Genomic DNA, 22,993 nt, shown 5'->3' with positions numbered 1-22,993 from the left:
GCCGGAGCGTCCCCGCACATCCCGTACGCGGACGTCCCTCCGCCGTGCGACACCCCGCGTCCGGCGCCGCGCGCCGATCCTCCGGGACGTGCGGGACACCCCTCAGCTCGTCGACAGGGCCTCGATGGGGGACAGGCGGGCGGCGCGGACGGACGGGTAGACGCCGGCGAGCATGCCGATCACGACCGCGCCGACCAGCCCGGCGATCGCCGAACCGAGGGGGACGACCGGCTGCCAGCCCTCGTGGGCGGCGTAGCCGACGGTGGCCAGAGCGCCGAGCACGGTGCCGACCAGACCTCCGAGCCCCGACAGGACGACGGATTCGGTGAGGAACTGACCGCGTATCTGGCCGCGGCTGGCACCCAGGGCACGGCGTAGCCCGATCTCGCGGCGGCGTTCCAGGACGGAGATGACCATGGTGTTGGCCACTCCGATACCGCCGACGAGGAGGGCGACCCCGGCGAGTCCGAGGAAGAGCGAGGAGAAGGTGCTCTCGGTGGCGCGTTTCGCCGCCAGTGCGTCGGACGGGCGGCTGATCTGCACCACCCCGGGAAGTGCGGGGTTGATGGTCGCGGGGAGCACGGCGCGTACGGCCTCCATCTCGGATTCCGTGGCCTTGAGGTAGATGACGGTGGGGTGGCCGTCGAACTTCAGCAGGGTGCCGGCGGCGCTCCAGCCGACCAGGACCGAGCGGTCGATGTCCGGCGACAGCGGGGTCTTCTCCAGGACACCGATCACCGTGAACCACTGGCGGTCGATGTAGATCTGTGGAGCGGACCCGCCGGGGGTGACCTTCGGGATGCCGAGGTGGGTGGCAGCGGCCGAGCCGAGGACGGCGGTGGGGAACCTCTCGTTGTCCGCGCTGAGGAACCGACCCGACCGCATCGTGCCGTTGATCGCCTGAAGCAGATTGTTCTTGCTCGCCAGGACGGTTATGCCCATGTAGTCGTCGGCGCCGGCCAGGTCGTTGCGATAGACCTCGGCATGGGTGTTGGCCACCCCGCTGGCCACCGAGACCGGACCGATCCGGGCGGCCATGTCCACCGATTCCGGCGGCAGCAGCACAGGTGGGTCCTGGCGGGCCGGCACGGCTTGGAGCATGTTGGTGCCCATGGCGGACAGCTCGGCCATCAGGGCCTTCTGGCTGGACGCCGGAATGCCGGTGACCACGATCAGGGTGGCGATGCCGATCGAGATGCCGAGAGCGGACAGGACCGCCCTCATCTTCCTGGTCCGGACGCCCAGGAGGCCCAGGCCCAGGATGTCCAGCGGCGACAACCGCACCGGGCTGCTGTCGGCGACACCGTCGGCGCTGCTCCGGCCGGCGGTCCACGTAGGTGCGACGGTCATGAGGGGTGCTCCGTACGGGTGTACGTGTGGGTATCCGAGAGAATGCGGCCGTCACGGACCTCGACGCAGCGCGGCAGTTGGGCGGCGATGTCCCGGTCGTGGGTGATGACCACGATGGTGGTCCCCTCACGGTTCAGCGAGGTCAGCAGATCGAGCACCGCGATGCTGTTGGCGGTGTCCAGTGCGCCCGTCGGCTCGTCCGCGAGGACCAGGACCGGCCGGTTGACGAGCGCACGGGCGATGGCCACCCGCTGCCGCTCACCGCCGGACAGCTGGTGCGGCAGGTGCCGTGCGCGGCGTCCCAGCCCCACCCGCTCCAGCGCCTTCAAGGCCAGGGGGCGGCGCTGGTTGCGCGGTACCCCGGCGTACAGCAGACCGGTGGCGACGTTCTCGGCAGCGGTCAGCCCCTCCGTGAGGTGGAACTGCTGGAAGACGAAACCGAGCTGCCGGCCCCGCAGTGCGGACAGTCTGCGGTCGGAGAGTCCCGCGACGTTCTGGCCGGCGATCTCCACGGTGCCGCCGGTCGGCCGGTCCAGCGTGCCCATGATGTTCAGCAGCGTCGACTTCCCGGAACCGGACGGGCCGACGATCCCGAGCAGTTCGCCCTGCTCGACGATGAGCGAGACGTCGTCGAGCGCCGTGACCCCGCCGGGATACACCATGCTCGCTCCACGGACCGCAAGCACCGGATCGGCACTCATGAGGTCGTCACCACCTTGGTGCCCTCACCGATGCCTTCACCGCTGACCTCCACCATGCCCTTGGAGAACATCCCGGTCTTCACCGCGACCAGTTCGCCGTCCGGCAACTGGACCGAGTAGCCACCCTCGCTCAGCGCCAGCAGCGCGCCGACGGGTACGGTCAGTACTCCCTTGCGGGTCTCCGAGGTGAACCGCACATCCACCGGGGCGGAGTTCAGGGCACGGACCGCTGCGGTGTCGCGCAGCGAGATACTGACGTTCAGCTGAGGCTCGCCGGGGCCGCCGCCGCTGCCGTCGCCGGCTCCTCCCTCGCTGAGTTGGACGTTGGCGCTGATGGCGTCGATGGTGCCCTCGGCCGTCGAGCTGTCGGGCAGGTCCACCGTCACCCGGTCGCCCCGCTTCATCGAGCCCACCTGGGTCGGATCCACGGCGACGGTCACCGACTTCTTGGTGGAGGTGACCGCCATCAGGGTCCCGTCGGCCGGGTCGGCGAGCTGGGCCTGTACGCCGCTGATCCGTACGGCACCGGACAGAACCGAGACGTCGCCGACACGCAGCACGCCGGTGGAAGGCATACCGGCCGAGGTCTGCCAGCGCTTGATCGCGGCGATGAGGCTGCTGGTCAGGACCCCGTCGCCGCTCTTGACCTGGACGGGCGCCGGGGTGGAGGGAGCGTCATCGGCCGAGGGGCCCTGACCGGTACCGGTGTCCGGCCCTCCGGTCGGCGCGCCGGCGCGGTCGGTCGGACCGTCGGTCGTCGTGCCGGTTCCGCCCGGCGGGGCGTCGGCCCCCTGCCCGGCATCCCTCTCGTCCGCTGTGACGGGTTGTGGGGTGACCCACGTTCCCACCGGGGGCTGGGAGCCCGTGTCGTAGCCGAGTTCGCGAAGGTTGTCGGCCACCGTCTTCACGTCCGGCCCGGTGGTCCCTCGGGCCGACAGGGTCCGGTAGAGCGGCGTGTCGCCGTAGAAGACGGGCACCGGAACGTTGTCGACCCGGTACAGCGGCTTGCCCCGCTTCACCGTGGTCCCCGTGGACGGGAGCCAGGTGATCAGGCCGGCCTTGCCGCCTTTCAGCGTCGTCGTCCGGCTGTACCCCAGGGTGCCCTTCAGCGTCTGGGTGTTGGACAGGTCGGCTCGGGTCACGGTGGCGATCGAGCTCTGCGTGTCGCTGCGCGCCGTCTCCGGGCTCTCCGCGTGGTTCTGCCACGCGGCCACGCCCATCGCGCCGGCCGTGACGACCGTCAGTGCCACGACCCCGATGACCACACGCCGTCCGCGCCGCGGACGGGACTTCCCGGAGTCCTCCGCGCGCCGTCGCCGCGGTGGCCGGGGGGCGTCGGTGCCGTCACTTGCCACCGAAGGCCTCCGTCTGGCAGTCCGTCTTGAACGTTTCGTAGCCGGGCTTGTTCATCGAGGCCCCGTCTTTCAGACCCCAGCCCTCGTCCACGAGCACGCTCTCGAATCCGTGCTTGTTCATGCACTGCACCATGGCCCGTGAGTCGTCCATGAAGTCCGGATTCCGGGCCGGGTCCAGTTCGGCCGGCTGGAGGGGTTCCTTGCCCTGGCACTTCACGACCCAGGGAGAGTCCGGCTTGTCCTCCCCCTTGTTGCGCATCCCGTTCTTCTTCATACAGGCGATCCAGGCGTCGTACATGCGGCCCATCTCTTCGGAAGTGGTGTCCAGCCGGATCTGAGGGCGGCCCGCGTCGGAACCGTCACCGCTCCTCGGCGCCGCACCGCCGCCGTCCGCCGACGGTCTGGAGATCGAGGCGACACGGCCGTCGTCCTTCGCCTCATCGGCGCCCCCGCCGCAGGCGGCCAGGACCAGTGTGGCCGCGCAGGCCGAGGTGAGGACGGCGGCCCGGGGGACAGGGCCCCGGGCCGGCCGTGCGGCAGAGGATGTCTTCCGGCGGTGTCGCGACCACGCTCGATTGAAGAAGTTCGACATGCCCCTGAGCATGGAGTGCAGTTATGACGATCCTGTCAGAACGCGATCAGAGACTCGTCCGCCTTCATATCGGCGCCTAATCTGACCTTCATGAGAGCACGTGTCCTGGTGGCCGAGGACGACATCAAGCAGGCCGAGGCGATCCGCCTCTATCTGGAACGTGAGGGTTACATCGCCCAGCTCGTCCATGACGGGCGTGCCGCGCTCGACGAGGTGCGCCGCCGCCGGCCCGACCTGCTGGTCCTCGACGTGATGATGCCCGTCGTCGACGGTCTGGACGTGTGCCGCGTCCTGCGGCGCGAAAGTGACGTGCCGGTGCTCATGCTGACGGCCCGCAGCACCGAGGAGGACCTGCTGCTCGGCTTGGACCTCGGTGCCGACGACTACCTGACCAAGCCGTACAGCCCTCGCGAGCTCATGGCCCGGATCCGCACCCTGCTCCGGCGGACGCGGGCAGCCGCCGGCACGCCGGACGACCCGGTGCTGCGGATCGGTGCCCTCGCCCTCGATCCCGTCCGCCGCACCGTGGAGATCGAGGGACGGCGGGTGGCCTGCACACCGGGTGAGTTCGAGGTCCTCGCCACGATGGCCGCCGACCCGGAAAGGGTCTTCACCCGGCGCCAGCTACTGGCCCGGACGCGGGGGGACAACCGGTACATCACCGAGCGCACCATCGACGTACACATCCTGAACCTCCGTAAGAAGATCGAGGCCGTTCCCCGGGAGCCGGTCTACCTGCGGACGGTCTACGGAGTCGGCTACTGCCTCACCGACGGCACCCGTGCGCGCTGAGACCGAGGCGCGTACAGCGCGAGGGGCGCGAAGGGCGCGGTCCGTGGCCGAGCCGGAGACAGCGGGTGGACGCAGGACACCGCTGCACCGAAGCCTGCTGGTCCGACTGCTCGCGGCGTCGATCACGATCGCCGTCTGCTCGGTCGCGGCCACCGCGTGGCTGGCCACGCGCACGGCCACCAGCGCGCTGAAGCAGGAGCAGGGACAGGTTCTCGCCCACGACGCCCTGATCTACGACACGCTCGTCGGCTACGCCGCCGGCCACACGGACTGGTCGGAGGTGAAGCCGACCCTGCACCGACTGGCCGAGCGGACCGGACGCCGTATCACCCTGACCACGCAGGACCGCCGGCCCCTCGCCGCGTCCGGCTCCGCCGCCCCCCTCCCCACCACGGCCTCGGCACTGGTCGACCCCCTGCGGGCCGACCCGGCGCTGCTGCCCGGCACCAGGACGAACGGAATCGACCCTCGAGCCGTCGGCCCGTACAGGCTGCCGAGGTCCGAACGCCAGAAACTGCGGCGTCGCGTGGAAACCATCCAAGCGTGCCTGCGCAACAACACCAAGGGTTCCTCGGCCTCCGTCGTCGAGGCGCCCAGCGGCCGGCCCTCCGTCGTCCTCACCGGTACCACCTCGGGCCGGGAGGAGATCGGCGCCATGTGCGGGCTGTACGTGCTCGACTTCCCCACGCGGACCGAGACACGAGCGCTCAAGCAGCTCAACGACCGGATCAACGAGTGCGTGCGGCGTCAGAACCTGGACCCCGTGACGGTCGATCTCAGCTTCTCACCCTACGGAGGCGGAGCCGGGGGCGAGGCCGTACAAGGGTGCGTCGACACCGCCCGCCGCGATCAGCTCGCCCCTTACGTCGCACCGCCCGTACTGTTGTTCGTCACCACACGGAGCGGATCGGCCGCCCCCGGCTTCGCTCTCTCCCCGGCCAACACGGTCCGGATCGCCGGCGTGGCCGCCCTCGTACTCCTCCTCACCGTGGCCGTCACCGTCGCCGTCGGCACCAGGCTCGTCAGACCGCTGCGGACGCTGACGGACGTCGTCCACCGCCTGCCGCAACAGCAGCAGTTGCGGGTGCCGGTGACCACCAACGACGAGATCGGTCATCTGGCCGCCGCCTTCAACGATCTCTCGGAGCGCCGCGAACGCCTGGAAGGCCAACGCAAGGCCATGGTCAGCGATGTCGCCCATGAACTGCGTACCCCGCTCAGCACGATCCGCATCTGGCTCGAAGCGGCACAGGACGGTCTCGCCGCCTCCGACAAGGCGTTCGTCACCTCCTTGCTGGAGGAAGCCCTGTTGCTCCAGCACATCGTCGACGACCTCCAGCACCTGGCGCAGGCAGACGCGGACCAGTTCCGGCTGCACCCCGAACCCCTGCGCCTGCGGGAACTTCTCGACCAGGTAGCCGCCGCCCACCTGGGCCGGGCCGACACCGCCGGAGTCACGCTCACGACCAGCACCGAGGGCAGTCCGACGCTCTGCGCGGACCCCGTGCGCCTACGGCAGGCCGTCGGCAACCTGCTGTCCAACGCCATCCGGCACACCCCTCCCGGCGGGAGCGTGGCGCTGCACTGCCGCGACACCGCCGACCAGGTCGTGGTCGAGGTGTCCGACACCGGCACCGGCATCGACGCCGCGGACCTGCCCCACGTCTTCGACCGCTTCTGGCGCGCCGACAAGTCGCGCAGCCGCCGGACGGGCGGCAGCGGGCTGGGCCTGTCCATCGTCCGCCAGCTCGTCGAAGCCCACGGCGGCACGGTGTCGGTGACCAGCGTCCTGCACGAGGGAACGGTCTTCACCCTGACTCTGCCTCGTCGGACTCCAGGTACTCGGCCTCAGACCGGAACATGAGGCATCCACGCGCCCGGCCCATGCGGGGATCCCGATGCTGAGGGCAGGCCGACGGCGGTGCGGGGCGAACGCGAGGGGGGCGATGTCCTGATCTCCGGCCGCGATCCGGTGGAGAACCCACCGCACCGTGCCGACAGCCTCCGCCCTGCCTGACCGCCCGACCACCGCACCGGCCAGGCTCGTTCGGGTCCTTCGGGTCCTTCGGGTCGCCCGGTCCGCGGTGCGGGCCCGGCCCGCGCCCGTCACGGCTCACCGTCCTGGGAGTCCTCGGCGGCCCACGGATCGGTCAGCCAGGCGTCGTCGGCCGGCAGGGGGGTGAGCAGCTCGGCGAGCGCCGCGTCCAGGCCCAGCAGGGCGTTCTCCGTGCCCGGCGGCACGATCACGAGCGTGCGCTCCACCCAGGCGGAGACGGCGGCCGACGGCATCTCCAGGAGGGCGCTGCCGTCCGGCGAGGCCAGCGCGACGCAGATGACGCCCCGGCCGTCGACCCGGGTCGGCCAGATGCGTACGTCCCCGTTCCCGCACGGCCTGAACACGCCCTCCACGAGCAGCTCACGGGCGAACGTCCAGTGCACCGGTGACTCCGAGCCGATGTGGAAGGCGATGTGCACCGCGTACGGGTCGTCGGTGAGGTAGGAGAGCCGGGCGGGCACGGGAACGGACCGCTCGGGTGACAGGACGAGCATCATTTCCAGCTCGCGTTCCACGACGTCTCGCATGGCACGTACCTTCCGTTGGTCGTAGAGGCCGGTCCTCCGACCGGGCCGCACAAGGAGAGAGAGCCCTGCTGTCCGCCCATGACGCGACTTCCCGGAAAATCTTCCGACGATCCTGAAAGTGGTCCAAACGTCAGGACGGGCCCGGGGGTACGCGCCGGTCTGATAGATGTGGACCCTTGTATTGAGGCCTCGAAGAGATACGGGACCACGGTGATGAGCGCCCCAACCCCGGCACCCGGTGACGAAAGCCCCCGCGAGGGGTACTACCCCGACCCGTCCATTCCCGGATACGTCCGGTACTGGAACGGGGCGTCATGGGTCCCCGGTACGAGCCGGCCCGCGCCCCAGGGCGACGGGACGGCGGCCGCCCAGCAGCAGGGCGGTACGGCAGCCGCACGGGCGGCGGACGCCGCCCCCCGACAGGCGGACCGGCAGCCGGACCGACGGCCGGCGCAGCAGCCGGCCCCGGTGGACGAGACCGGACCGATGTTCCTCGACGAGGTCGAGGAGGCGGGGGACTTCGGCGGTGGGGACGGGGGGACGGGCACGGCCGGCAGCCGCCCCGAACCGGCGTCCGCCTGGCAGGCCGACACCGCCCGGCAGACGGGCTTCGGGGGAGAGCACGACCACCGCGTCTCCTGGGGCGGCCCCGCCCCCCGCACGGCCGGCGCCCCGCACTCCTCGACGACCCGGCCGGACGCGGCTCCCCCGGACACCGCGCCCGCGGGCGACGCCGCGGCCCGCCGGCTTCCGGCCGACCCCCGCGTGCCCGGCTCCGATCCGGCTCGGGGCGCCCTGCCCGGGATGAGGGACGGAGCGGGTGACGTGCCCGACGGGACCGCAGCCGTCCGTGCCGACCGGACGGGAGGTCCGGGGGAGGGGAGCCGCCCGCCGTCCGAGGGCACACTCACCATCCGCGCGCTCGACCCGGGCGGAGCCCGCACCCCGCGCCCCCGCGCGTCCGGGCCCGCGCCCGCCGACGGCACGATGGCGATGCGGGCGCTGCCGCCCGCGGCCACCCCGCAGCCGGCCACCCCGCAGGCGCCCACCCCTTCCCCCGCACCTCCGCAGGTGGCCACGCCTTCCCCCGCACCGCCGCGGGTACCCACCCCTTCTCCCGCACCGCCGCAGGCCCGGACCCCGGCGCCCGTACCGCACACGCCTCTGACGCCCGGCCCCGGTGGCGGGTCCGCCTCCTGGGCGCAGCAGGTCCACCAGCTCGCGCAGCCAGGACAGACGGCCCGTCCGCAGCCGCAGCCGGTACCCGCGCAGCAGCAGGGTGCCGGGCCGGGGCAGCAGCCCGTGGTGCCCTGGAAGCCCCCGGTCGACGACCCCTTCCAGCAGCTGGCCCGCTCCCAGGCGTCCGCCAGGCCCGCCGGTCTCGGCAAGCGGCTGGCGGCACGGCTCCTCGACACGGTAGTGCTCGGCGCACTGGCCGGTGCCGTCGGATTCCCGCTGGTCACCCGGGCCGTGGAGCACATCGACGGGAAGATCGAAGCGGCGAAGCAGTCCGGCGAGACCGTCACCGTGTGGCTGCTGGACTCCACCACGGCCGGACTGTTCGGTGCGGTGATCGGCGCGTTCCTCGTGCTGGGCTGCGTACTGGAGGCCCTGCCCACCGCCCGGTGGGGCCGCACGCTCGGCAAGAAGCTGTGCGGCATCGAGGTGCGCGACATCGAGTCCCACGAGGCGCCCACGCTCGGGGCCGCCCTGCGCCGCTGGCTGGTGTACGGGGTGCTGGGCCTGCTGGTCGTCGGCGTGGTCAACGTGCTGTGGTGTCTGGTCGACCGGCCGTGGCGCCAGTGCTGGCACGACAAGGCGGCCCGGACCTTCGTCGCGGGCTGAGGCACGGGCCGGGTCGCGTTCCCCGGGGCGGCACCAGGGGCGTTTCCTGGACCGGGCGGGGACGCAGACCGTCCGGCGTCTTCCGCCGCCTGACGCCCGGCCACCTGACACGCAGGCAGGTACGCGCCGGCCGTGCCGGCACCCCCGCCCTGCCGCCCCGTACGCCCGTGTGCTGACGCCCCGTCCCCCGAAAGCACCTCAGCCGTTGCGGGCCCGCACGGGCCGCGGTGCACTGCCCCCATGAGCAACGAGCCACCGCCGCCGCCACCCGGTCAGCCGCCTGGGGACGATCCCTTTTCCAAGCGGCCGCCCTACGGTCCGCCCCCGCCGCCGGGCGGCCCGCCTCCGCCCCCGTACGACCCCGGCCCGTTCGGCGGGGGCGGACCGTACGGCGGCGCCGATCCGCTGGCCGGTATGCCGCCGCTCGCCGAGCCGGGCAAGCGGATCCTGGCGCGGCTGATCGACTTCCTCATCATCTCGATCCCGCTGTACCTGATCTCGCTGCCCTGGGGTGGCGCGCTCGATTACAACGGGGACAACGGGAACGGCAACTTCGGCAACGCCGTCGGCAGCGCCTACAGCGGCCACCAGCTGGTCTGGTCGCTCATCGCCCTGGTGGCCTACGTCGCCTACGACACGTACTTCACGCACAAGGACGGCCGGACGCCGGGCAAGCGGCTGCTGAAGATGCGCGTGGCGATGCTCAACGACGGTTCGGTGCCGGACACGAGCTCCGCGTTGATGCGGGCCGTCGTGCTGTGGCTGCCGGCGCTGCTGTGCTGCCCGTGCCTGTGGTGGCTGATCAACATCATCCTGATGTTCACCGACAAGCCCTACCGGCAGGGCCTGCAGGACAAGGCGGGCAAGACGGTGGTGGTCGTCGTCCGGTGAGGCGGCGCAGTGGCGCCGGACGCGGCGTCAGCGGTGCAGCGAGTGCTCCCCGACACGCTCGTCCCTGCGTACGGAACCCGTCCCGGCGCCGTCGGGCACGCGCCGGGTGCGGGCAGGTGACGGGGCCGTCTCCTGACGGGCCGGACCCGGCCGCCCGGGCAGCGGGACGGTCACGGCCACCAGCACGCCGATGACCAGTGCGGCGACACAGATGACGGCCACGCCGACGCCAGACTCCGTACGGGACAGCAGCAGCATGGCGAGGGCCGAGACGACGACGGTGACCGAACCGTAGGAGATCTGTGCGGCAGTCGGACGAGTCATGGCGTTGTCCGTCCTCAGGGTGTCGGATAGGGGTCTCTCAACACGTTCGCACTGTCGATCGACTCTACGACGGTGGATGCCCCCGGGGAACGGGTAGTAAGCGGGACCTGACCCGTGGTGCCGGTGCACAGGGGGCGCACTGGGTCACACGGTCGCCGACCGGGGTACGGGTCGCGCCGGTCGGTCCGCCGGGCTCCCGGGTGAACGTCCGGATAACGGAATGATGCTCCCGCATAGTGCACTTGGCCTGTGCAAGTCAAGATCTGTCTTTTCTCTCGTAACTCCGATCAAATGTCGTCACTTGTGACGCGTCAACGCGCGCGGCCCTGCTTCACCCTTCCTGGCCGCGGACGCGAACGCCGGGGAGGACTGCATCAAGTGACCACTACACGACGCGCGCTGCGAGCCACCGCAGTAGCCGTGGCCCTGGCCGCCACGGCCGCGACGGCATCCGCCTTCGCCACCGCGCAGGCCGACGACAGGACGTCGGGATCAGGCGCTTCCCTCGTGGACCGCCGCGATCCCGCGCCGGCCAAGGCGCACGAGCACGACCTGGACGGCCCCTTCAGTAAGGAGCACGACGCCCAGCGTCAGGCCGCGCTGGAGCAGGTGCTGTCCGGCGACAAGAAGGTGACCACCCGGGGTGGTTCCAAGGTCGTCAAGCTCGGCAAGAGCAAGTACGTCGAGCTCGGCCGTGAGAAGACCGACAAGATCTTCACCATCCTCGTGGAGTTCGGCGACAAGGTCGACGACACCACGATGTTCGACCCCGACGGGGACGGCCCGAAGCCGCCCGTCAAGAAGTACGGCGGCACGCCCGGCCCCCTGCACAACCGGATAGCCGAGCCCGACCCCGAGAAGGACAACAGCACCGCCTGGCAGGCCGACTACAGCCAGGCGCACTTCCAGGAGCTGTACTTCGGGCAGGGTGAGGGCAAGGACTCGCTCAAGACGTACTACGAGAAGACGTCCTCCGGGCGCTACTCGGTCGACGGCGAGGTCTCCGACTGGGTGAAGGTGCCCTACAACGAGGCGCGTTACGGGTCGAACTACTGCGGCTCGACCAACTGCGCCAACGTCTGGGACACCGTCCGCGACGGCGTCAACGCCTGGGTCGCCGACCAGAAGGCCAAGGGCCGGACGCTCGACCAGATCAAGGCGGACCTCGCCCAGTACGACCAGTGGGACCGGTACGACTTCGACGGCGACGGCAACTTCAACGAGCCCGACGGCTACATCGACCACTTCCAGCTGGTCCACGCCGGCGAGGACGAGTCCGCGGGCGGCGGCGCCGAGGGCACCAACGCCATCTGGGCGCACCGCTGGTACGCCTACGGCACCAACGCCGGCGCGACCGGCCCGGCCGGCAACAAGGCCGGTGGCACCGAGATCGGCGACACGGGCATCTGGGTCGGCGACTACACCGCGCAGCCCGAGAACGGCGGCCTGGGCGTCTTCGCCCACGAGTACGCCCACGACCTCGGCCTGCCGGACCTGTACGACACCTCCGGCGGCGGCGAGAACTCCGTCGGCTTCTGGTCCCTGATGTCGGCGGGCTCGTGGCTCGGCACCGGCCAGGGGGAGATCGGCAACCTGCCGGGCGACATGACCGCCTGGGACAAGCTCCAGCTCGGCTGGCTCGACTACGCGACGGCCAAGGCCGCCACGAAGTCGACCCACAAGCTCGGTGTGTCGGAGTACAACACCAAGAACAAGCAGGCGCTCCTCGTCGAGCTGCCCGAGAAGGCCGTGACCACGAGCGTCGTGAAGCCCGCCGAGGGCTCCAAGCAGTGGTGGAGCGACATGGGTGACGACCTGTCGAACACCCTGACCCGCTCGGTCGACCTGACCGGCAGGACGTCCGCCTCGCTGGACCTGTCCGGCTGGTACGACATCGAGGCCGACTACGACTACCTCTACACCGAGGTCTCGGACAACGGCGGCGCCTCCTGGACCGCGCTCGACGGCACCGCCGACGGCAAGGCCATCCCGCGCGACGCCAGCGACAAGCCGGCCCTGACCGACGTCTCCGGCGCGTACAAGAAGCTCTCGTACCCGCTGGACGCCTACGCGGGCAAGAAGATCGACCTCCGCTTCCGCTACCAGACGGACGGCGGAGCGGGCGGCAAGGGCTTCGCGGCCGACGCCATCACCGTCACCGCCGACGGCACCGCGCTCTTCGCGGACGGCGCCGAGGGCGACGACAACGGCTGGACCGCCAAGGGCTTCTCCCGCATCGGAGAGTCGTTCACCAACGACTACCCGCAGTACTACATCGCGGAGAACCGCCAGTACGTCTCGTACGACAAGACCCTCGAGGTCGGCCCGTACAACTTCGGCTTCTCCACCACCCGCCCCGACTGGGTCGAGCACTACGCCTACCAGAACGGCCTGATGGTGTGGCTCTGGGACACCTCCCAGAAGGACAACAACACCTCGGTCCACCCCGGCCACGGCCTGATCCTCCCGGTGGACTCCCACGCCAAGCCGCTCAAGTGGACCAACGGCTCGCTCCTGCGCAACAAGATCCAGCCGTTCGACGCGCCGTTCAGCTGGTACCCGAACAAGGGATTCACGCTGCACAACGCGGACGTGGCGCTGAAGATCAAGTCGTCGCCGGGCGTCCCGGTCTTCGACGACCGCAAGGGCACGTACTGGTACGAGGAGAATCCGACCGGAAGTGTCCAGGTCACTGACACCAACACCCGGATCACGATCGTCGACGAGCCGCTCAGCGGCTCCACGATGACCGTGAAGGTCGGCCCCTCGGGCAAGTAGTCCGAAAACCAGCAGGTCAGAACATGATCGGCCGTCGCCCTCTAGCGGGCGGCGGCCGATCGTGTTTAGGTGCGTCCTACCGAATCCTTATTGACACGATGTCTCACGGGGGGAGCGCCACGCATGGCAGGCGGAGGTTTCTGCAGACTGCCCAACGGAACGGTGGTGGTGGCAGTCGCACTGAACCGGCCGGCCGGAGGAACGGGGCCCGCGGGCCCCGTACGCGTACTGGTCCACGCGGCCAACCGGGCGCGCGCCCTGACCCGGCTGCGCAACCTCGGCCTGCGCGCCGTCTACCTCAGGGGCAACACCCAGCCGCCCACTCCCGACGAGGTCACCGCGGTGCTGCACCACCCGGACGGGCTGCTGTGGCGGACGGCGCCCCCGACCGGCCAGGAGCCGCGCCACCAGGAGCTCTGGCACCCGATACGGGCCCTGCTGGGCCCCGCCGGATACGCAGGCCCGGCCCGTCCGGCCGCCTGAACCCGCCGGGGACGGTTCAGAGCCTGCCGGGTGACCTTCGACCGAGCGGCAACGCCCCGGCACACACGCTTCCCGTGTCGTCGAAAAGCCCTCGTAGCTCCGTTACGCGAACGTTCCAGGGCCTTGGAACCGCATGCACCGGACCGCGTCCGCCTTTCGATCGCAGGTCACCCGGCAGGCTCTCAGACGACGGGCTTGCCGGACAGCTGCACACCCGCCGTACGCATCTCCTCCAGGGCCCGGTCCGTCGTCCCCTCGGCCACCCCGGCGGTCAGATCCAGCAGTACGCGCGTCGCGAAACCCTCTCGGGCCGCGTCCAGGGCCGTCGCCCGCACGCAGTGGTCCGTGGCGATGCCGACGACGTCCACCTCGGTGACGGACCTCTCGCGGAGCCACCGGGCGAGTCCGGTCCCGTTCTCGTCCACCCCCTCGAAGCCGCTGTACGCGGCGGCGTACGCCCCCTTGTCGAAGACGGTGTCGATCGCCCCGGAGGCGACGGCAGGGGCGAAGTTCGGGTGGAAGCCCACGCCCTCGGTACCGGCGACGCAGTGCGCGGGCCAGGAACGCTCGAAGTCGGGCGTCGCGGAGAAGTGGTCACCCGGGTCGATGTGGTGGTCGCGGGTGGCCACCACATGGCTGTAACCCGGCTGGGCCTGGCCGATCAGGTCGGTGATGGCGGCGGCGACGTCGGCACCGCCCGCCACCGCGAGGCTGCCGCCCTCGCAGAAGTCGTTCTGAACGTCGACGACGATCAATGCGCGATGCATGGCGGGTGTCCTTCGATGGGGGTTCGAATCGGGCGTTCGGCGGGGGTCGGGCGGCGGTCGCTCGGACGGCGGGGATACCGCAGAGCCTAAGAGCTGTCCCGCGATTCACGGCGGGCTCGGGACGACGGCCACGGCACCTCGCCGCGTCGTCGGCACGTCCCCGTACACCAAGTATGCGGACGTCCTCCGCCGTGCGGGGCCCCGCATCCGGCGCCGCGCGCCGATCCACCGGGAATCGCGGGACACCCCGGCCCTCGGAGACTCGGCGGAGCCGGCGGGAAGGGGCACACCGCCCGGGTCTGCCCTCCCGGCCCACTCACACGTACTCGGTGGGGATCACCGGCTCGCCGCGCGACAACTGCATCGCCGACAGCGGCAGCCCCGCCCGCGCGGCGACGTGCCGCTCCCGGGCCGCCTCGAGCGGCTCCCGGGCGACCACCTCGCCCCCCTTGACCAGCTCCACCTGGAGCTCCCGGAGTGCCGGATCCGCCACGAACTTCCCGGTGCCGACCACCTCGGCCTCGGCCACTCCGTCCCCGTCCAGCCGGCGTGCCGCCCACTTGCGGCCGCCCCGCGACGACTTCGCACCCAGCGACTTCTTCACCACCGGCACCAGCGGGTCGGCGGGATCGGCCGACCCCGCGCGCGCGACCAGCTTGTAGACCATCGAGCACGTCGGGTGCCCGCTCCCGGTCACCAGCTGCGTACCCACCCCGTAGGAGTCGACCGGCGCGGCGGCCAGCGAGGCGATCGCGTACTCGTCCAGGTCCGAGGTCACCACGATCTTCGTCTCCGTGGCCCCCAGTTCGTCCAGCTGCTGCCGCACCCGGTGCGCGACCAGCAGCAGATCGCCCGAGTCGATCCGTACGGCACCGAGCTCCGGCCCGGCAACCTCCACCGCCGTACGGACGGCCTCGGCCACGTCGTACGTGTCCACCAGCAGCGACGTTCCCCGCCCCTGCGACTCCACCTGCGCCCGGAACGCGTCCCGCTCGCTGTCGTGCAGCAGCGTGAAGGCGTGCGCGCTCGTCCCCACGGTCGGGATGTTGTACCGGAAGCCCGCCGCCAGGTCCGACGTGGTGTGGAAACCGCCGACGTACGCGGCACGGGCCGAGGCCACCGCCGACAGCTCGTGGGTGCGCCGCGCCCCCATCTCGATCAGCCTGCGCCCGCCCGCCGCCGCCGACATCCGGGACGCCGCGGCGGCGATCGCGGAGTCGTGGTTGAGGATCGACAGGATCACCGTCTCCAGCAGCACGCACTCGGCGAAGGAGCCCTCGACCCGCAGGAGCGGCGATCCGGGGAAGTACACCTCGCCCTCCGGGTAACCCCAGATGTCCCCGCCGAAGCGGTAGCCGGCCAGCCAGTCGGCCGTGGCGTCGTCCACGACCCGCCGGTCACGCAGGAAGGCGAGCATCTCGTCGTCGAAGTGGAAGTTCTCCACCGCGTCCAGCACCCGTCCGGTCCCCGCGACGACGCCGTAGCGGCGCCCCTCCGGCAGCCGCCGGGTGAAGACCTCGAAGACGGAGCGCCGGTCCGCCGTGCCGGCCTTCAGTGCGGCCTGCACCATCGTGAGCTCGTACTGGTCGGTGAAGAGCGCGGTCGACGGCACACCGACCCGTCGCCCAAGGTCCGCTGAGTTCATGAAGGGGATGCTACTCCCTATTCGTCAAACTGACGAGATGGGGCCTCCGTTTGTGCGCCGACCCCCTCCTGGTGGCAGCATGGGGCATGTGAGCGTTGCTGCCCCCGTAGAGATCGAACGTCCCGAATCGGCCGAGGAGACCTTCGCCGTCCCCGAGCCCGATGTCCCCTGGGTGACGCTGGTGCACAACGATCCGGTCAACCTGATGAGCTATGTGACGTATGTCTTCCAGGCCTACTTCGGCTACTCCAAGGACAAGGCGCACAAGCTGATGCTCGACGTCCATCAGAAGGGCCGTGCCGTCGTGTCCAGCGGAAGCCGGGAGGAGATGGAGCGCGACGTCCAGGCCATGCACGGCTACGGCCTCTGGGCCACGCTGACCCAGGACCGCAACTGACCCACCGCTGCCCCTCCGTCCGACCCACCATCGGAGAATTCATGGCCGGCCACTTCGAGGCCACCCCCGGCGGCGGCGCGGCCGTCGCGCTCGACGAGGTCGAGATCGCCATCCTGCGCTCCCTCGCCGTCCAGCTGCTCGAACTCATCGGCCCCGGCGACGAGCCCGCCGAGGGCGAGGACCCCCTCGCCGCCCTCTTCGCCGAGGGGCCGAGCGAACCGCCCACCGACCCCGCCCTGGCCAGGCTCTTCCCCGAGGCCTACGGGGACGACGACAAGGAGCTGCGCGAGGCGTCGGCGGAGTTCCGCCGTTTCACGGAGAACGACCTGCGCACCCGCAAGCGTGAGGACGCCCTCGCCGTCGTGCGGACCCTGGACGCGCTGGGACCCGTCGGGGACGACGGCGCGGTCCTCAGCCTCACCGCCGACCAGTGCCGCAACTGGCTGGGTTCCCTCAACGACCTCCGCCTCACCATCGGCACCCGCCTGGAGGTGTCCGACGAGGACGAGGGCCAGGACGGCTCCCTCTACCGCCTCCCCGACAGCGATCCCCGCAAACCGATGGTGATGGCCTACCTCTGGCTCGGCGCCCTTCAGGAAACGCTCGTGGAAACGCTGATGCCGTAAGGGCTGCCCCGCAATTCCCGGCGGGCGCCCGCCGACGGCTACGGCACCTCGCCGCGTCGTCCACGGGTAATCCGGTAGGCAGACGTCCTCCGTCGTGCGCCGCGCCGCGGACGACGCCGCGCGCAGGCGTACCGGGAATGCGGGACGGCCCTCGGCGGCCCGCGCGGACCGGGCGGGCGCCGTCCGCCGACGGCTCAACGGCGGCTCAAATCGGAATAACGATCCCGTCACCTGAACGGCCTTTTTTGCAGCGGCTGGAAACCCTTGTCCGCTTTTTCCTGTGACCTGCGCCACATGATGTCCGGTGGATCTTCCGGGTACACGTGATAGATCTTCACGACCGCCCGGGGACGCCACCCCTGTCCCCGGGGGCGTCAAGAGCCGGCCGAACGCCGGTGGCACTCCATCCATATCCGGGGGGATCAGGACCTGATCCGAGTCTGCGACGGCGCGGATCAGCGTGGAGAAAGGCGCACCACCATGACATCGGCGCAGGTCGACAACGGACAGGCCGGCGGCCCCGAGGCCGCCGAAACCACAGCGGGCGAGGGCTACCAGCGCGGTCTGGGAGCCCGGCAGATCCAGATGATCGCCATCGGCGGCGCCATCGGCACCGGCCTCTTCCTCGGCGCGGGCAAAGCCATCGACCGGGCCGGACCCAGCCTCATCCTGGCGTACGCCATCGCCGGCCTGGTCATCTTCTTCATTATGCGCGCCCTGGGCGAACTCCTCATGTACCGCCCCGTGTCGGGCTCCTTCTCGGAGTACGCACGCGAATTCCTCGGCCCCTTCTTCGGATTCGTGACCGGCTGGACCTACTGGCTCTTCTGGGTCGTCACCGGAATCACCGAAGTGACCGCCGCAGCCACCTATATGACGTACTGGTGGGATATCCCGCAATGGCTGTCCGCACTGGTCTTCACCTTCATCCTGTACGGCGCCAACCTGATCTCGGTCAAGGTCTTCGGTGAACTCGAATTCTGGTTCTCGATGGTCAAGGTCACCGCGATCGTCGGCATGATCCTCATCTGCGCCGGCGTACTCACCGTCGGCTTCTCCGACGCCGGGGACACCGCGACCGTCGCCAATCTCTGGAACGACGGGGGCTTCTTCCCCGAGGGCATCAGCGGCACCCTGATGACCCTCCAGATCGTGATGTTCGCGTTCCTCGCCGTCGAACTCGTCGGCGTCACCGCCGGTGAGTCCAAGGACCCCGAGACGGTTCTGCCCAAGGCCATCAACACCGTGCCGTGGCGCATCGCCGTCTTCTACGTCGGCGCGCTCATCATGATCCTCTCCGTGGTGCCCTGGAGCACGTTCAAGCCCGGTGTCTCGCCCTTCGTCGCCGCGTTCGAGCAGATGGGCCTCGGCATCGGCGCCGCGATCGTCAACTTCGTCGTCCTCACCGCAGCGCTCTCCTCCTGCAACTCCGGCATGTACTCCACCGGCCGCATGCTGCGCGACCTCGCACTCAACGGGCAGGGGCCGAAGGCGTTCACCCGGCTCACGAAGAACGGCCTGCCGCTGACCGGCACCACCTTCTCCGCAGCTCTGATGCTCGTCGGCGTGTGGATCAACTACCAGTGGCCCGGCGACGCCTTCACCTACGTCGTCTCCTTCGCCACCATCTCCGGCATGTGGGCCTGGATCATGATCCTCGTCTGCCAGATCCGCTACCGCGCCAGGTCCGACCGCGGTGAACTGCCCCGGTCCTCGTTCCGGGCGCCCGGTGCGCCCTTCAGCAGCTGGTTCGCCCTCGCGTTCATCGGTCTCGTCGTCGTCATGATGGCCATCGACAAGGACGCCCGGATCTCGCTGTACTGCGCACCCCTGTGGGGGCTCATCCTCGGCGTCTCGTACCTGGTCCTCAAGGCCCGCAACCCCGAGAACGCCTCCTTCGCCAAGCGCTGACCCGCGCACGGCGACAGGTCACCGGCCGCCCGACGGCGGTGTCCGGCATCCGGCCCTCCTGTACCGCACCTCGGTACGGGAGGGCCTCTCCGCTCCCGGCGGCCGTGGCGCGGGAGCGCCTCTCCGCCCGCGGCGGGCCCGTCCTATCCTGGCGCCATGCTGACCATCACCCAGGCGCTCCACGACCAGATCGTCGCGCACTCCCGCGCCGACCACCCCGACGAGGCGTGCGGAGTGGTCGCGGGCCCGGCCGGAACCGGCCGCGCCGAACGCTTCATCCCGATGCTCAACGCCGCGCGCTCACCCACGTTCTACGAGTTCGACTCCACGGACCTGCTGAAGCTGTACCGCGACATGGACGACCGCGACGAGGAGCCGGTGATCATCTACCACTCCCACACGGCGACCGAGGCCTACCCCTCCCGCACCGACGTCTCGTACGCCAACGAGCCCGGCGCCCACTACGTGCTCGTCTCCACCGCGGACACCGACGAGGCGGGCCCCTTCCAGTTCCGCTCGTACCGCATCGTGGACGGCGAGATCACGGAGGAGGACGTGGAGATCGTCGAGGCCTACCCCTCGACCGCCTGACCGCACGGAAAGCGGGGCCGGTCGCCTCACCCCCCGCCCTTCTGTCCGCCTGGCGAACGCTCACCGTCCACGATGCGGGATCACACTCATGGTTCCGGGTGGGGAATCGATACGATGAGCGCATGGTTTCCCATGACGTGAGCGACAAGACGCCGGGCATGCTGCTCGTCGCGCGGCTGCACGTCGACCTGTGCAGGCTCTCCAGCGCGATGTGTCCCGCCGCGGCATGCCCGTGAACCGCACGGCCTGACCCCGGGTCCGAGCGCCCTCACCCACACACCACCCCCTGCGCGGGGGCCGCGAACGCGTGTCCCCGCGCCACCTCCACGCTTTCGACAGGAGCCCACGCCATGGCCATCGAGGTCCGCATCCCGACCATCCTCCGCACCTACACCGACGGCGCCAAGGCCGTCGAGGGCAACGGAGACACCCTCGCCGACCTCCTCACCGACCTGGAGAGCCGCCACAACGGCATCCGTGAGCGCATCGTCGACGGCGACAAGCTCCGCCGCTTCGTGAACGTCTACCTCAACGACGAGGACGTCCGCTTCCTCGACGGCATCTCCACCAAGCTGGCCGACGGCGACAACGTCACCATCCTCCCGGCCGTCGCCGGCGGCATGCGCTGATGAGGTACGACTCCCCGCTGGACGCCGTGGGCAACACGCCCCTGGTCCGCCTGCCGCGACTGTCCCCCTCCGAGGACGTCCGCATCTGGGCCAAGCTCGAGGACCGCAACCCCACCGGCTCGATCAAGGACCGCCCCGCGCTCCACATGGTCGAGCAGGCGGAGAAGGACGGCCGGCTCACCCCCGGCTGCACCATCCTCGAGCCGACCAGCGGCAACACCGGCATCTCGCTCGCCATGGCGGCCAAGCTCAAGGGCTACCGCATCGTGTGCGTCCTGCCGGAGAACACCTCGCAGGAACGGCGCGACCTGCTCGCCATGTGGGGTGCCGAGATCATCTCCTCCCCGGCCGCGGGCGGCTCCAACACCGCTGTACGCGTCGCCAAGGACCTCGCGGCCGAGCACCCCGACTGGGTGATGCTCTACCAGTACGGCAACCCGGACAACGCGGGCGCGCACTACGCCACCACCGGGCCGGAGATCCTCGCCGACCTCCCCTCCGTCACCCACTTCGTGGCCGGCCTCGGCACCACCGGCACCCTCATGGGCGTCGGCCGCTACCTTCGGGAGCACAAGCCGGACGTCAGGATCGTCGCCGCCGAACCCCGCTACGACGACCTCGTCTACGGCCTGCGCAACCTCGACGAGGGCTTCGTCCCCGAGCTCTACGACGCCTCGGTCCTCACGACCCGCTTCTCCGTCGGCTCCGCCGACGCCGTCACCCGCACCCGCGAACTGCTCCAGCAGGAGGGCATCTTCGCGGGCGTCTCCACCGGCGCCGCACTCCACGCCGCGATCGGCGTCGGCCGGAAGGCCGTCAAGGCCGGCGAGCAGGCCGACATCGTGTTCGTCGTCGCCGACGGCGGATGGAAATACCTGTCGACGGGCGTCTACACCGCCCCCACCACGGAGGCCGCCATCGAGACGCTGCACGGCCAGCTCTGGGCGTGACCCACCAGCCACCACAGGCACGACGGACACCACGGCTCACGGCGCGGGGCGGACCTGATCACCAGGCCCACCCCGCACCGCCGTCCCCGAGCCCGGAGCCCGCCGCGCGGAACGCATGGAGTTGTGGCCCGCGAGTCAGCGCCCCCGGAGTGCCCGTCCCGCAGCACGTGCCCGGAGTCCGGAGATAGCCCGGCCGGGGCGGGCGCCACCGACCACTCGTACGGATCCCCGGCCCGCGTGCCAGCAGTCCGGTCCGCGCCCGGAGTCGGGAGCTAGCCCAGCCCCCGCACCCGCTCCCACACCGACGCGTCCACCTCGCCCGCCTTCCGGCGGAACCCCGACACCGCAACGTCCCGCAGCTCGTCCGTCTCCAGGTAACTCCGCCGCCCCCGCGCGTCCCCCACCGCTCCCGGCGGGAGCGCGATCACCCCCGGCCGCTCCTCGTGACGCCTGCTGGTGATCTTGGCGACGACCACCGTGCCGCCCCGCACCGACAGCACGAGACACGGCCGGTCCTTGGACCCGGGCCCGTCCTCGAACGGCACGTCCGCCCACCAGATCTCCCCCGGCCGCGGCACCCCGTGCGGTCGTCCCCGCACCCGCTCCGGCGCCCGCCCCGGCGGCCGTGTCCGCCCGCCCGGCCTTCGCGGACCGCGCCCGCCCCGCCCCCGCGCGTCCGAGACCGTCGCCACGAGAGCCAGCAGGACGACGGCGGCCAGTGCCACCCACCACCACGTGTTCATCACCCGACCGTACCCGTGTCCCCACGCCCCGGGGCTTCCGTCGAACCGGTGACAGCACAGGTGAGTTCCCCCACAACGACAGGCCGTGGAGGAGCGACCACCGGTTTCGCGCCTTACGCTCGACGGACCGCACGAACCCTCCCCGTACCCACTCCCGGAGGTTCACGCTCCATGAAGCTCACCGTCGTCGGCTGCTCCGGCTCGTTCCCCTCCGCGGGTTCGGCGTGCTCGAGCTACCTCGTAGAGGCCGACGGCTTCCGGCTGCTCCTCGACATGGGCAACGGCGCCCTCGGCGAGCTGCAGCGCCATGTCGGTCTCTACGACCTCGACGCCATCTTCCTCAGCCACCTCCACGCCGACCACTGCATCGACATGTGCGCGTACTTCGTCGTGCGGTACTACCGTTTCGACGGCGGACGCCCCGCCGCCATCCCCGTGTACGGACCCGAGGGCACCGAGCAGCGGCTGACCACCGCCCACGGCGACACCCCGTCCGACCACGCCATGGGCGAGGTCTTCGACTTCCACACGCTCAAGCCGGGTTCGTTCGAGATCGGCCCCTTCTCGGTCCGCACCGAGAAAGTCCGCCACCCCGTCGACACGTTCGGCATTCGCATCGAACACGACGGCCGCTCCCTCGTCTACTCCGGAGACACGGGCACCTGCGAAGCGCTGGCCGAACTCGCCGAGGACGCCGATCTGTTCCTCTGCGAAGCCTCCTTCGTCCACGGCAAGGAGGACATCCCGGACCTCCACCTCAACGGCCGCGAAGCGGGCGAGTACGCCGCACGCGCCGGAGCCGGACGCCTGGTCCTCACGCACATCCCGCCGTGGACGGACGCCGAACGCAACCTCGCCGACGCACGCGAGGTCTACGCCGGCCCGGTCGAGCTCGCCGCGCCCGGCGCGGTGTACGAGATCTAGCGCCCCTCCCGGCAAGCTCTACCCCGTCCCGCCGCCCAGCACGCACGCTCACCTCGTTGGCCGGAAGTCCTGGTAGCTCCGCTACCAGGACTTCCGGCCGCCTTGCGATCGCACGC

Annotated in this window: 23 protein-coding genes; 14 read left to right on the top strand and 9 right to left on the bottom strand. The window is 70.7% G+C overall.

Features of this window, described 5'->3' with window-relative positions:
• Positions 1–102 precede the first annotated feature (102 nt).
• The 4 genes from BA175_RS21215 to BA175_RS21200 form a co-directional block, all read right to left on the bottom strand.
• On the bottom strand, positions 103–1,350 hold the full coding sequence (locus BA175_RS21215; protein WP_069173000.1) for an ABC transporter permease: 1,248 nt from the start codon (positions 1,348–1,350) through the stop codon (positions 103–105).
• Complete coding sequence (locus tag BA175_RS21210) at positions 1,347–2,051, bottom strand: ABC transporter ATP-binding protein (RefSeq protein ID WP_069172999.1); 705 nt, start codon at positions 2,049–2,051, stop codon at positions 1,347–1,349. Before BA175_RS21210 ends, BA175_RS21215 begins: the two co-directional genes overlap by 4 nt.
• A complete protein-coding gene (locus BA175_RS21205) occupies positions 2,048–3,316 on the bottom strand; it encodes a hypothetical protein (protein WP_069172998.1) in 1,269 nt (422 codons plus the stop codon). The genes BA175_RS21210 and BA175_RS21205 overlap by 4 nt, the downstream gene beginning before the upstream one ends.
• A 79-nt stretch (positions 3,317–3,395) precedes the next feature.
• Positions 3,396–3,998, bottom strand: a complete 603-nt coding sequence (locus BA175_RS21200; protein WP_069172997.1) for a hypothetical protein — start codon at positions 3,996–3,998, stop codon at positions 3,396–3,398.
• A 90-nt stretch (positions 3,999–4,088) separates the two neighbouring features.
• Here BA175_RS21200 and BA175_RS21195 point away from each other — a divergent pair, with 90 nt between their 5' ends.
• Both BA175_RS21195 and BA175_RS21190 read left to right on the top strand, forming a co-directional pair.
• Complete coding sequence (locus BA175_RS21195; RefSeq protein WP_069172996.1) at positions 4,089–4,790, top strand: response regulator transcription factor; 702 nt, start codon at positions 4,089–4,091, stop codon at positions 4,788–4,790.
• 43 nt (positions 4,791–4,833) lie between these two features.
• Complete coding sequence (locus tag BA175_RS21190; RefSeq protein WP_254667927.1) at positions 4,834–6,654, top strand: sensor histidine kinase; 1,821 nt, start codon at positions 4,834–4,836, stop codon at positions 6,652–6,654.
• A 242-nt stretch (positions 6,655–6,896) separates the two neighbouring features.
• On the opposite strand, the gene BA175_RS21185 is transcribed toward BA175_RS21190, so the two are convergent.
• Positions 6,897–7,373, bottom strand: coding sequence for an SsgA family sporulation/cell division regulator (locus BA175_RS21185; RefSeq protein WP_069172995.1), 477 nt, complete (start codon positions 7,371–7,373; stop codon positions 6,897–6,899).
• Between the two features lie 213 nt (positions 7,374–7,586).
• On the opposite strand from BA175_RS21185, the gene BA175_RS21180 reads away from it, so the two are divergent.
• Positions 7,587–9,218 carry an RDD family protein gene (locus tag BA175_RS21180; protein ID WP_069172994.1) on the top strand — a complete coding sequence of 544 codons (1,632 nt, stop codon included), beginning with the start codon at positions 7,587–7,589 and terminating at the stop codon, positions 9,216–9,218.
• A 240-nt stretch (positions 9,219–9,458) separates the two neighbouring features.
• Positions 9,459–10,109 (top strand): RDD family protein, encoded by a 651-nt coding sequence (locus BA175_RS21175; RefSeq protein ID WP_069172993.1) that lies wholly within the window; start codon positions 9,459–9,461, stop codon positions 10,107–10,109.
• Positions 10,110–10,136: 27 nt separating this feature from the next.
• Here BA175_RS21175 and BA175_RS21170 read toward each other — a convergent pair whose 3' ends face one another.
• Positions 10,137–10,433 (bottom strand): hypothetical protein, encoded by a 297-nt coding sequence (locus BA175_RS21170; protein WP_069172992.1) that lies wholly within the window; start codon positions 10,431–10,433, stop codon positions 10,137–10,139.
• Between the two features lie 378 nt (positions 10,434–10,811).
• Here BA175_RS21170 and BA175_RS21165 point away from each other — a divergent pair, with 378 nt between their 5' ends.
• Complete coding sequence (locus BA175_RS21165) at positions 10,812–13,211, top strand: immune inhibitor A domain-containing protein (RefSeq protein WP_069172991.1); 2,400 nt, start codon at positions 10,812–10,814, stop codon at positions 13,209–13,211.
• Positions 13,212–13,334: 123 nt separating this feature from the next.
• Complete coding sequence (locus tag BA175_RS21160; RefSeq protein WP_069172990.1) at positions 13,335–13,694, top strand: hypothetical protein; 360 nt, start codon at positions 13,335–13,337, stop codon at positions 13,692–13,694.
• 182 nt (positions 13,695–13,876) lie between these two features.
• Here the strand turns inward: BA175_RS21160 and BA175_RS21155 are convergent, their stop codons facing one another.
• Together BA175_RS21155 and BA175_RS21150 are read right to left on the bottom strand one after the other, a co-directional pair.
• On the bottom strand, positions 13,877–14,461 hold the full coding sequence (locus tag BA175_RS21155; RefSeq protein WP_069172989.1) for an isochorismatase family protein: 585 nt from the start codon (positions 14,459–14,461) through the stop codon (positions 13,877–13,879).
• 316 nt (positions 14,462–14,777) lie between these two features.
• Positions 14,778–16,106 (bottom strand): nicotinate phosphoribosyltransferase, encoded by a 1,329-nt coding sequence (locus BA175_RS21150; RefSeq protein WP_069172988.1) that lies wholly within the window; start codon positions 16,104–16,106, stop codon positions 14,778–14,780.
• Positions 16,107–16,185: 79 nt separating this feature from the next.
• Here BA175_RS21150 and clpS point away from each other — a divergent pair, with 79 nt between their 5' ends.
• The 7 genes from clpS (at position 16,186) to BA175_RS21120 (ending at position 21,210) form a co-directional block, all read left to right on the top strand.
• Positions 16,186–16,503: an ATP-dependent Clp protease adapter ClpS gene (gene clpS, locus BA175_RS21145; protein ID WP_069172987.1), complete on the top strand. Its 318-nt coding sequence runs from the start codon at positions 16,186–16,188 to the stop codon at positions 16,501–16,503.
• A gap of 41 nt (positions 16,504–16,544) precedes the next feature.
• A complete protein-coding gene (locus BA175_RS21140) occupies positions 16,545–17,129 on the top strand; it encodes a DUF2017 domain-containing protein (RefSeq protein WP_069172986.1) in 585 nt (194 codons plus the stop codon).
• A 480-nt stretch (positions 17,130–17,609) separates the two neighbouring features.
• Entirely contained in the window at positions 17,610–19,040 is a 1,431-nt protein-coding gene (locus BA175_RS21135) for an amino acid permease (protein ID WP_069172985.1), read from the top strand.
• Between the two features lie 156 nt (positions 19,041–19,196).
• Positions 19,197–19,631, top strand: a complete 435-nt coding sequence (locus tag BA175_RS21130; protein WP_069172984.1) for a Mov34/MPN/PAD-1 family protein — start codon at positions 19,197–19,199, stop codon at positions 19,629–19,631.
• Positions 19,632–19,753: 122 nt separating this feature from the next.
• Positions 19,754–19,867 carry a putative leader peptide gene (locus BA175_RS32225; RefSeq protein WP_368073321.1) on the top strand — a complete coding sequence of 38 codons (114 nt, stop codon included), beginning with the start codon at positions 19,754–19,756 and terminating at the stop codon, positions 19,865–19,867.
• 114 nt (positions 19,868–19,981) lie between these two features.
• Positions 19,982–20,260 (top strand): MoaD/ThiS family protein, encoded by a 279-nt coding sequence (locus tag BA175_RS21125; protein WP_069172983.1) that lies wholly within the window; start codon positions 19,982–19,984, stop codon positions 20,258–20,260.
• Positions 20,260–21,210 carry a PLP-dependent cysteine synthase family protein gene (locus tag BA175_RS21120; protein WP_069172982.1) on the top strand — a complete coding sequence of 317 codons (951 nt, stop codon included), beginning with the start codon at positions 20,260–20,262 and terminating at the stop codon, positions 21,208–21,210. Before BA175_RS21125 ends, BA175_RS21120 begins: the two co-directional genes overlap by 1 nt.
• 272 nt (positions 21,211–21,482) lie before the next feature.
• On the opposite strand, the gene BA175_RS21115 is transcribed toward BA175_RS21120, so the two are convergent.
• Complete coding sequence (locus BA175_RS21115; RefSeq protein WP_069173156.1) at positions 21,483–21,953, bottom strand: type II toxin-antitoxin system PemK/MazF family toxin; 471 nt, start codon at positions 21,951–21,953, stop codon at positions 21,483–21,485.
• A gap of 171 nt (positions 21,954–22,124) precedes the next feature.
• Between BA175_RS21115 and BA175_RS21110 the strand changes: the two genes are divergently transcribed.
• Positions 22,125–22,877, top strand: coding sequence for an MBL fold metallo-hydrolase (locus BA175_RS21110; RefSeq protein ID WP_069172981.1), 753 nt, complete (start codon positions 22,125–22,127; stop codon positions 22,875–22,877).
• Positions 22,878–22,993: the final 116 nt, after the last annotated feature.

Source organism: Streptomyces griseus, from assembly GCF_001715295.1.
Taxonomy (GTDB): Bacteria; Actinomycetota; Actinomycetes; order Streptomycetales; family Streptomycetaceae; genus Streptomyces; species Streptomyces griseus_G.
This window is presented reverse-complemented; position numbering and strand designations above follow the sequence as displayed.

What these genes read in the sequence shown, in the direction of transcription:
- BA175_RS21215 (WP_069173000.1), bottom strand. Translation starts at nt 1,350, where the DNA reads ATGACCGTCGCACCTACGTGGACCGCCGGCCGGAGCAGCGCCGACGGT.
- BA175_RS21210 (WP_069172999.1), bottom strand. Translation starts at nt 2,051, where the DNA reads ATGAGTGCCGATCCGGTGCTTGCGGTCCGTGGAGCGAGCATGGTGTAT.
- BA175_RS21200 (WP_069172997.1), bottom strand. Translation starts at nt 3,998, where the DNA reads ATGTCGAACTTCTTCAATCGAGCGTGGTCGCGACACCGCCGGAAGACA.
- BA175_RS21195 (WP_069172996.1), top strand. Translation starts at nt 4,089, where the DNA reads ATGAGAGCACGTGTCCTGGTGGCCGAGGACGACATCAAGCAGGCCGAG.
- BA175_RS21185 (WP_069172995.1), bottom strand. Translation starts at nt 7,373, where the DNA reads ATGCGAGACGTCGTGGAACGCGAGCTGGAAATGATGCTCGTCCTGTCA.
- BA175_RS21180 (WP_069172994.1), top strand. Translation starts at nt 7,587, where the DNA reads ATGAGCGCCCCAACCCCGGCACCCGGTGACGAAAGCCCCCGCGAGGGG.
- BA175_RS21175 (WP_069172993.1), top strand. Translation starts at nt 9,459, where the DNA reads ATGAGCAACGAGCCACCGCCGCCGCCACCCGGTCAGCCGCCTGGGGAC.
- BA175_RS21170 (WP_069172992.1), bottom strand. Translation starts at nt 10,433, where the DNA reads ATGACTCGTCCGACTGCCGCACAGATCTCCTACGGTTCGGTCACCGTC.
- BA175_RS21160 (WP_069172990.1), top strand. Translation starts at nt 13,335, where the DNA reads ATGGCAGGCGGAGGTTTCTGCAGACTGCCCAACGGAACGGTGGTGGTG.
- BA175_RS21155 (WP_069172989.1), bottom strand. Translation starts at nt 14,461, where the DNA reads ATGCATCGCGCATTGATCGTCGTCGACGTTCAGAACGACTTCTGCGAG.
- BA175_RS21150 (WP_069172988.1), bottom strand. Translation starts at nt 16,106, where the DNA reads ATGAACTCAGCGGACCTTGGGCGACGGGTCGGTGTGCCGTCGACCGCG.
- clpS (WP_069172987.1), top strand. Translation starts at nt 16,186, where the DNA reads ATGGGGCATGTGAGCGTTGCTGCCCCCGTAGAGATCGAACGTCCCGAA.
- BA175_RS21140 (WP_069172986.1), top strand. Translation starts at nt 16,545, where the DNA reads ATGGCCGGCCACTTCGAGGCCACCCCCGGCGGCGGCGCGGCCGTCGCG.
- BA175_RS21135 (WP_069172985.1), top strand. Translation starts at nt 17,610, where the DNA reads ATGACATCGGCGCAGGTCGACAACGGACAGGCCGGCGGCCCCGAGGCC.
- BA175_RS21130 (WP_069172984.1), top strand. Translation starts at nt 19,197, where the DNA reads ATGCTGACCATCACCCAGGCGCTCCACGACCAGATCGTCGCGCACTCC.
- BA175_RS32225 (WP_368073321.1), top strand. Translation starts at nt 19,754, where the DNA reads ATGGTTTCCCATGACGTGAGCGACAAGACGCCGGGCATGCTGCTCGTC.
- BA175_RS21125 (WP_069172983.1), top strand. Translation starts at nt 19,982, where the DNA reads ATGGCCATCGAGGTCCGCATCCCGACCATCCTCCGCACCTACACCGAC.
- BA175_RS21120 (WP_069172982.1), top strand. Translation starts at nt 20,260, where the DNA reads ATGAGGTACGACTCCCCGCTGGACGCCGTGGGCAACACGCCCCTGGTC.
- BA175_RS21115 (WP_069173156.1), bottom strand. Translation starts at nt 21,953, where the DNA reads ATGAACACGTGGTGGTGGGTGGCACTGGCCGCCGTCGTCCTGCTGGCT.
- BA175_RS21110 (WP_069172981.1), top strand. Translation starts at nt 22,125, where the DNA reads ATGAAGCTCACCGTCGTCGGCTGCTCCGGCTCGTTCCCCTCCGCGGGT.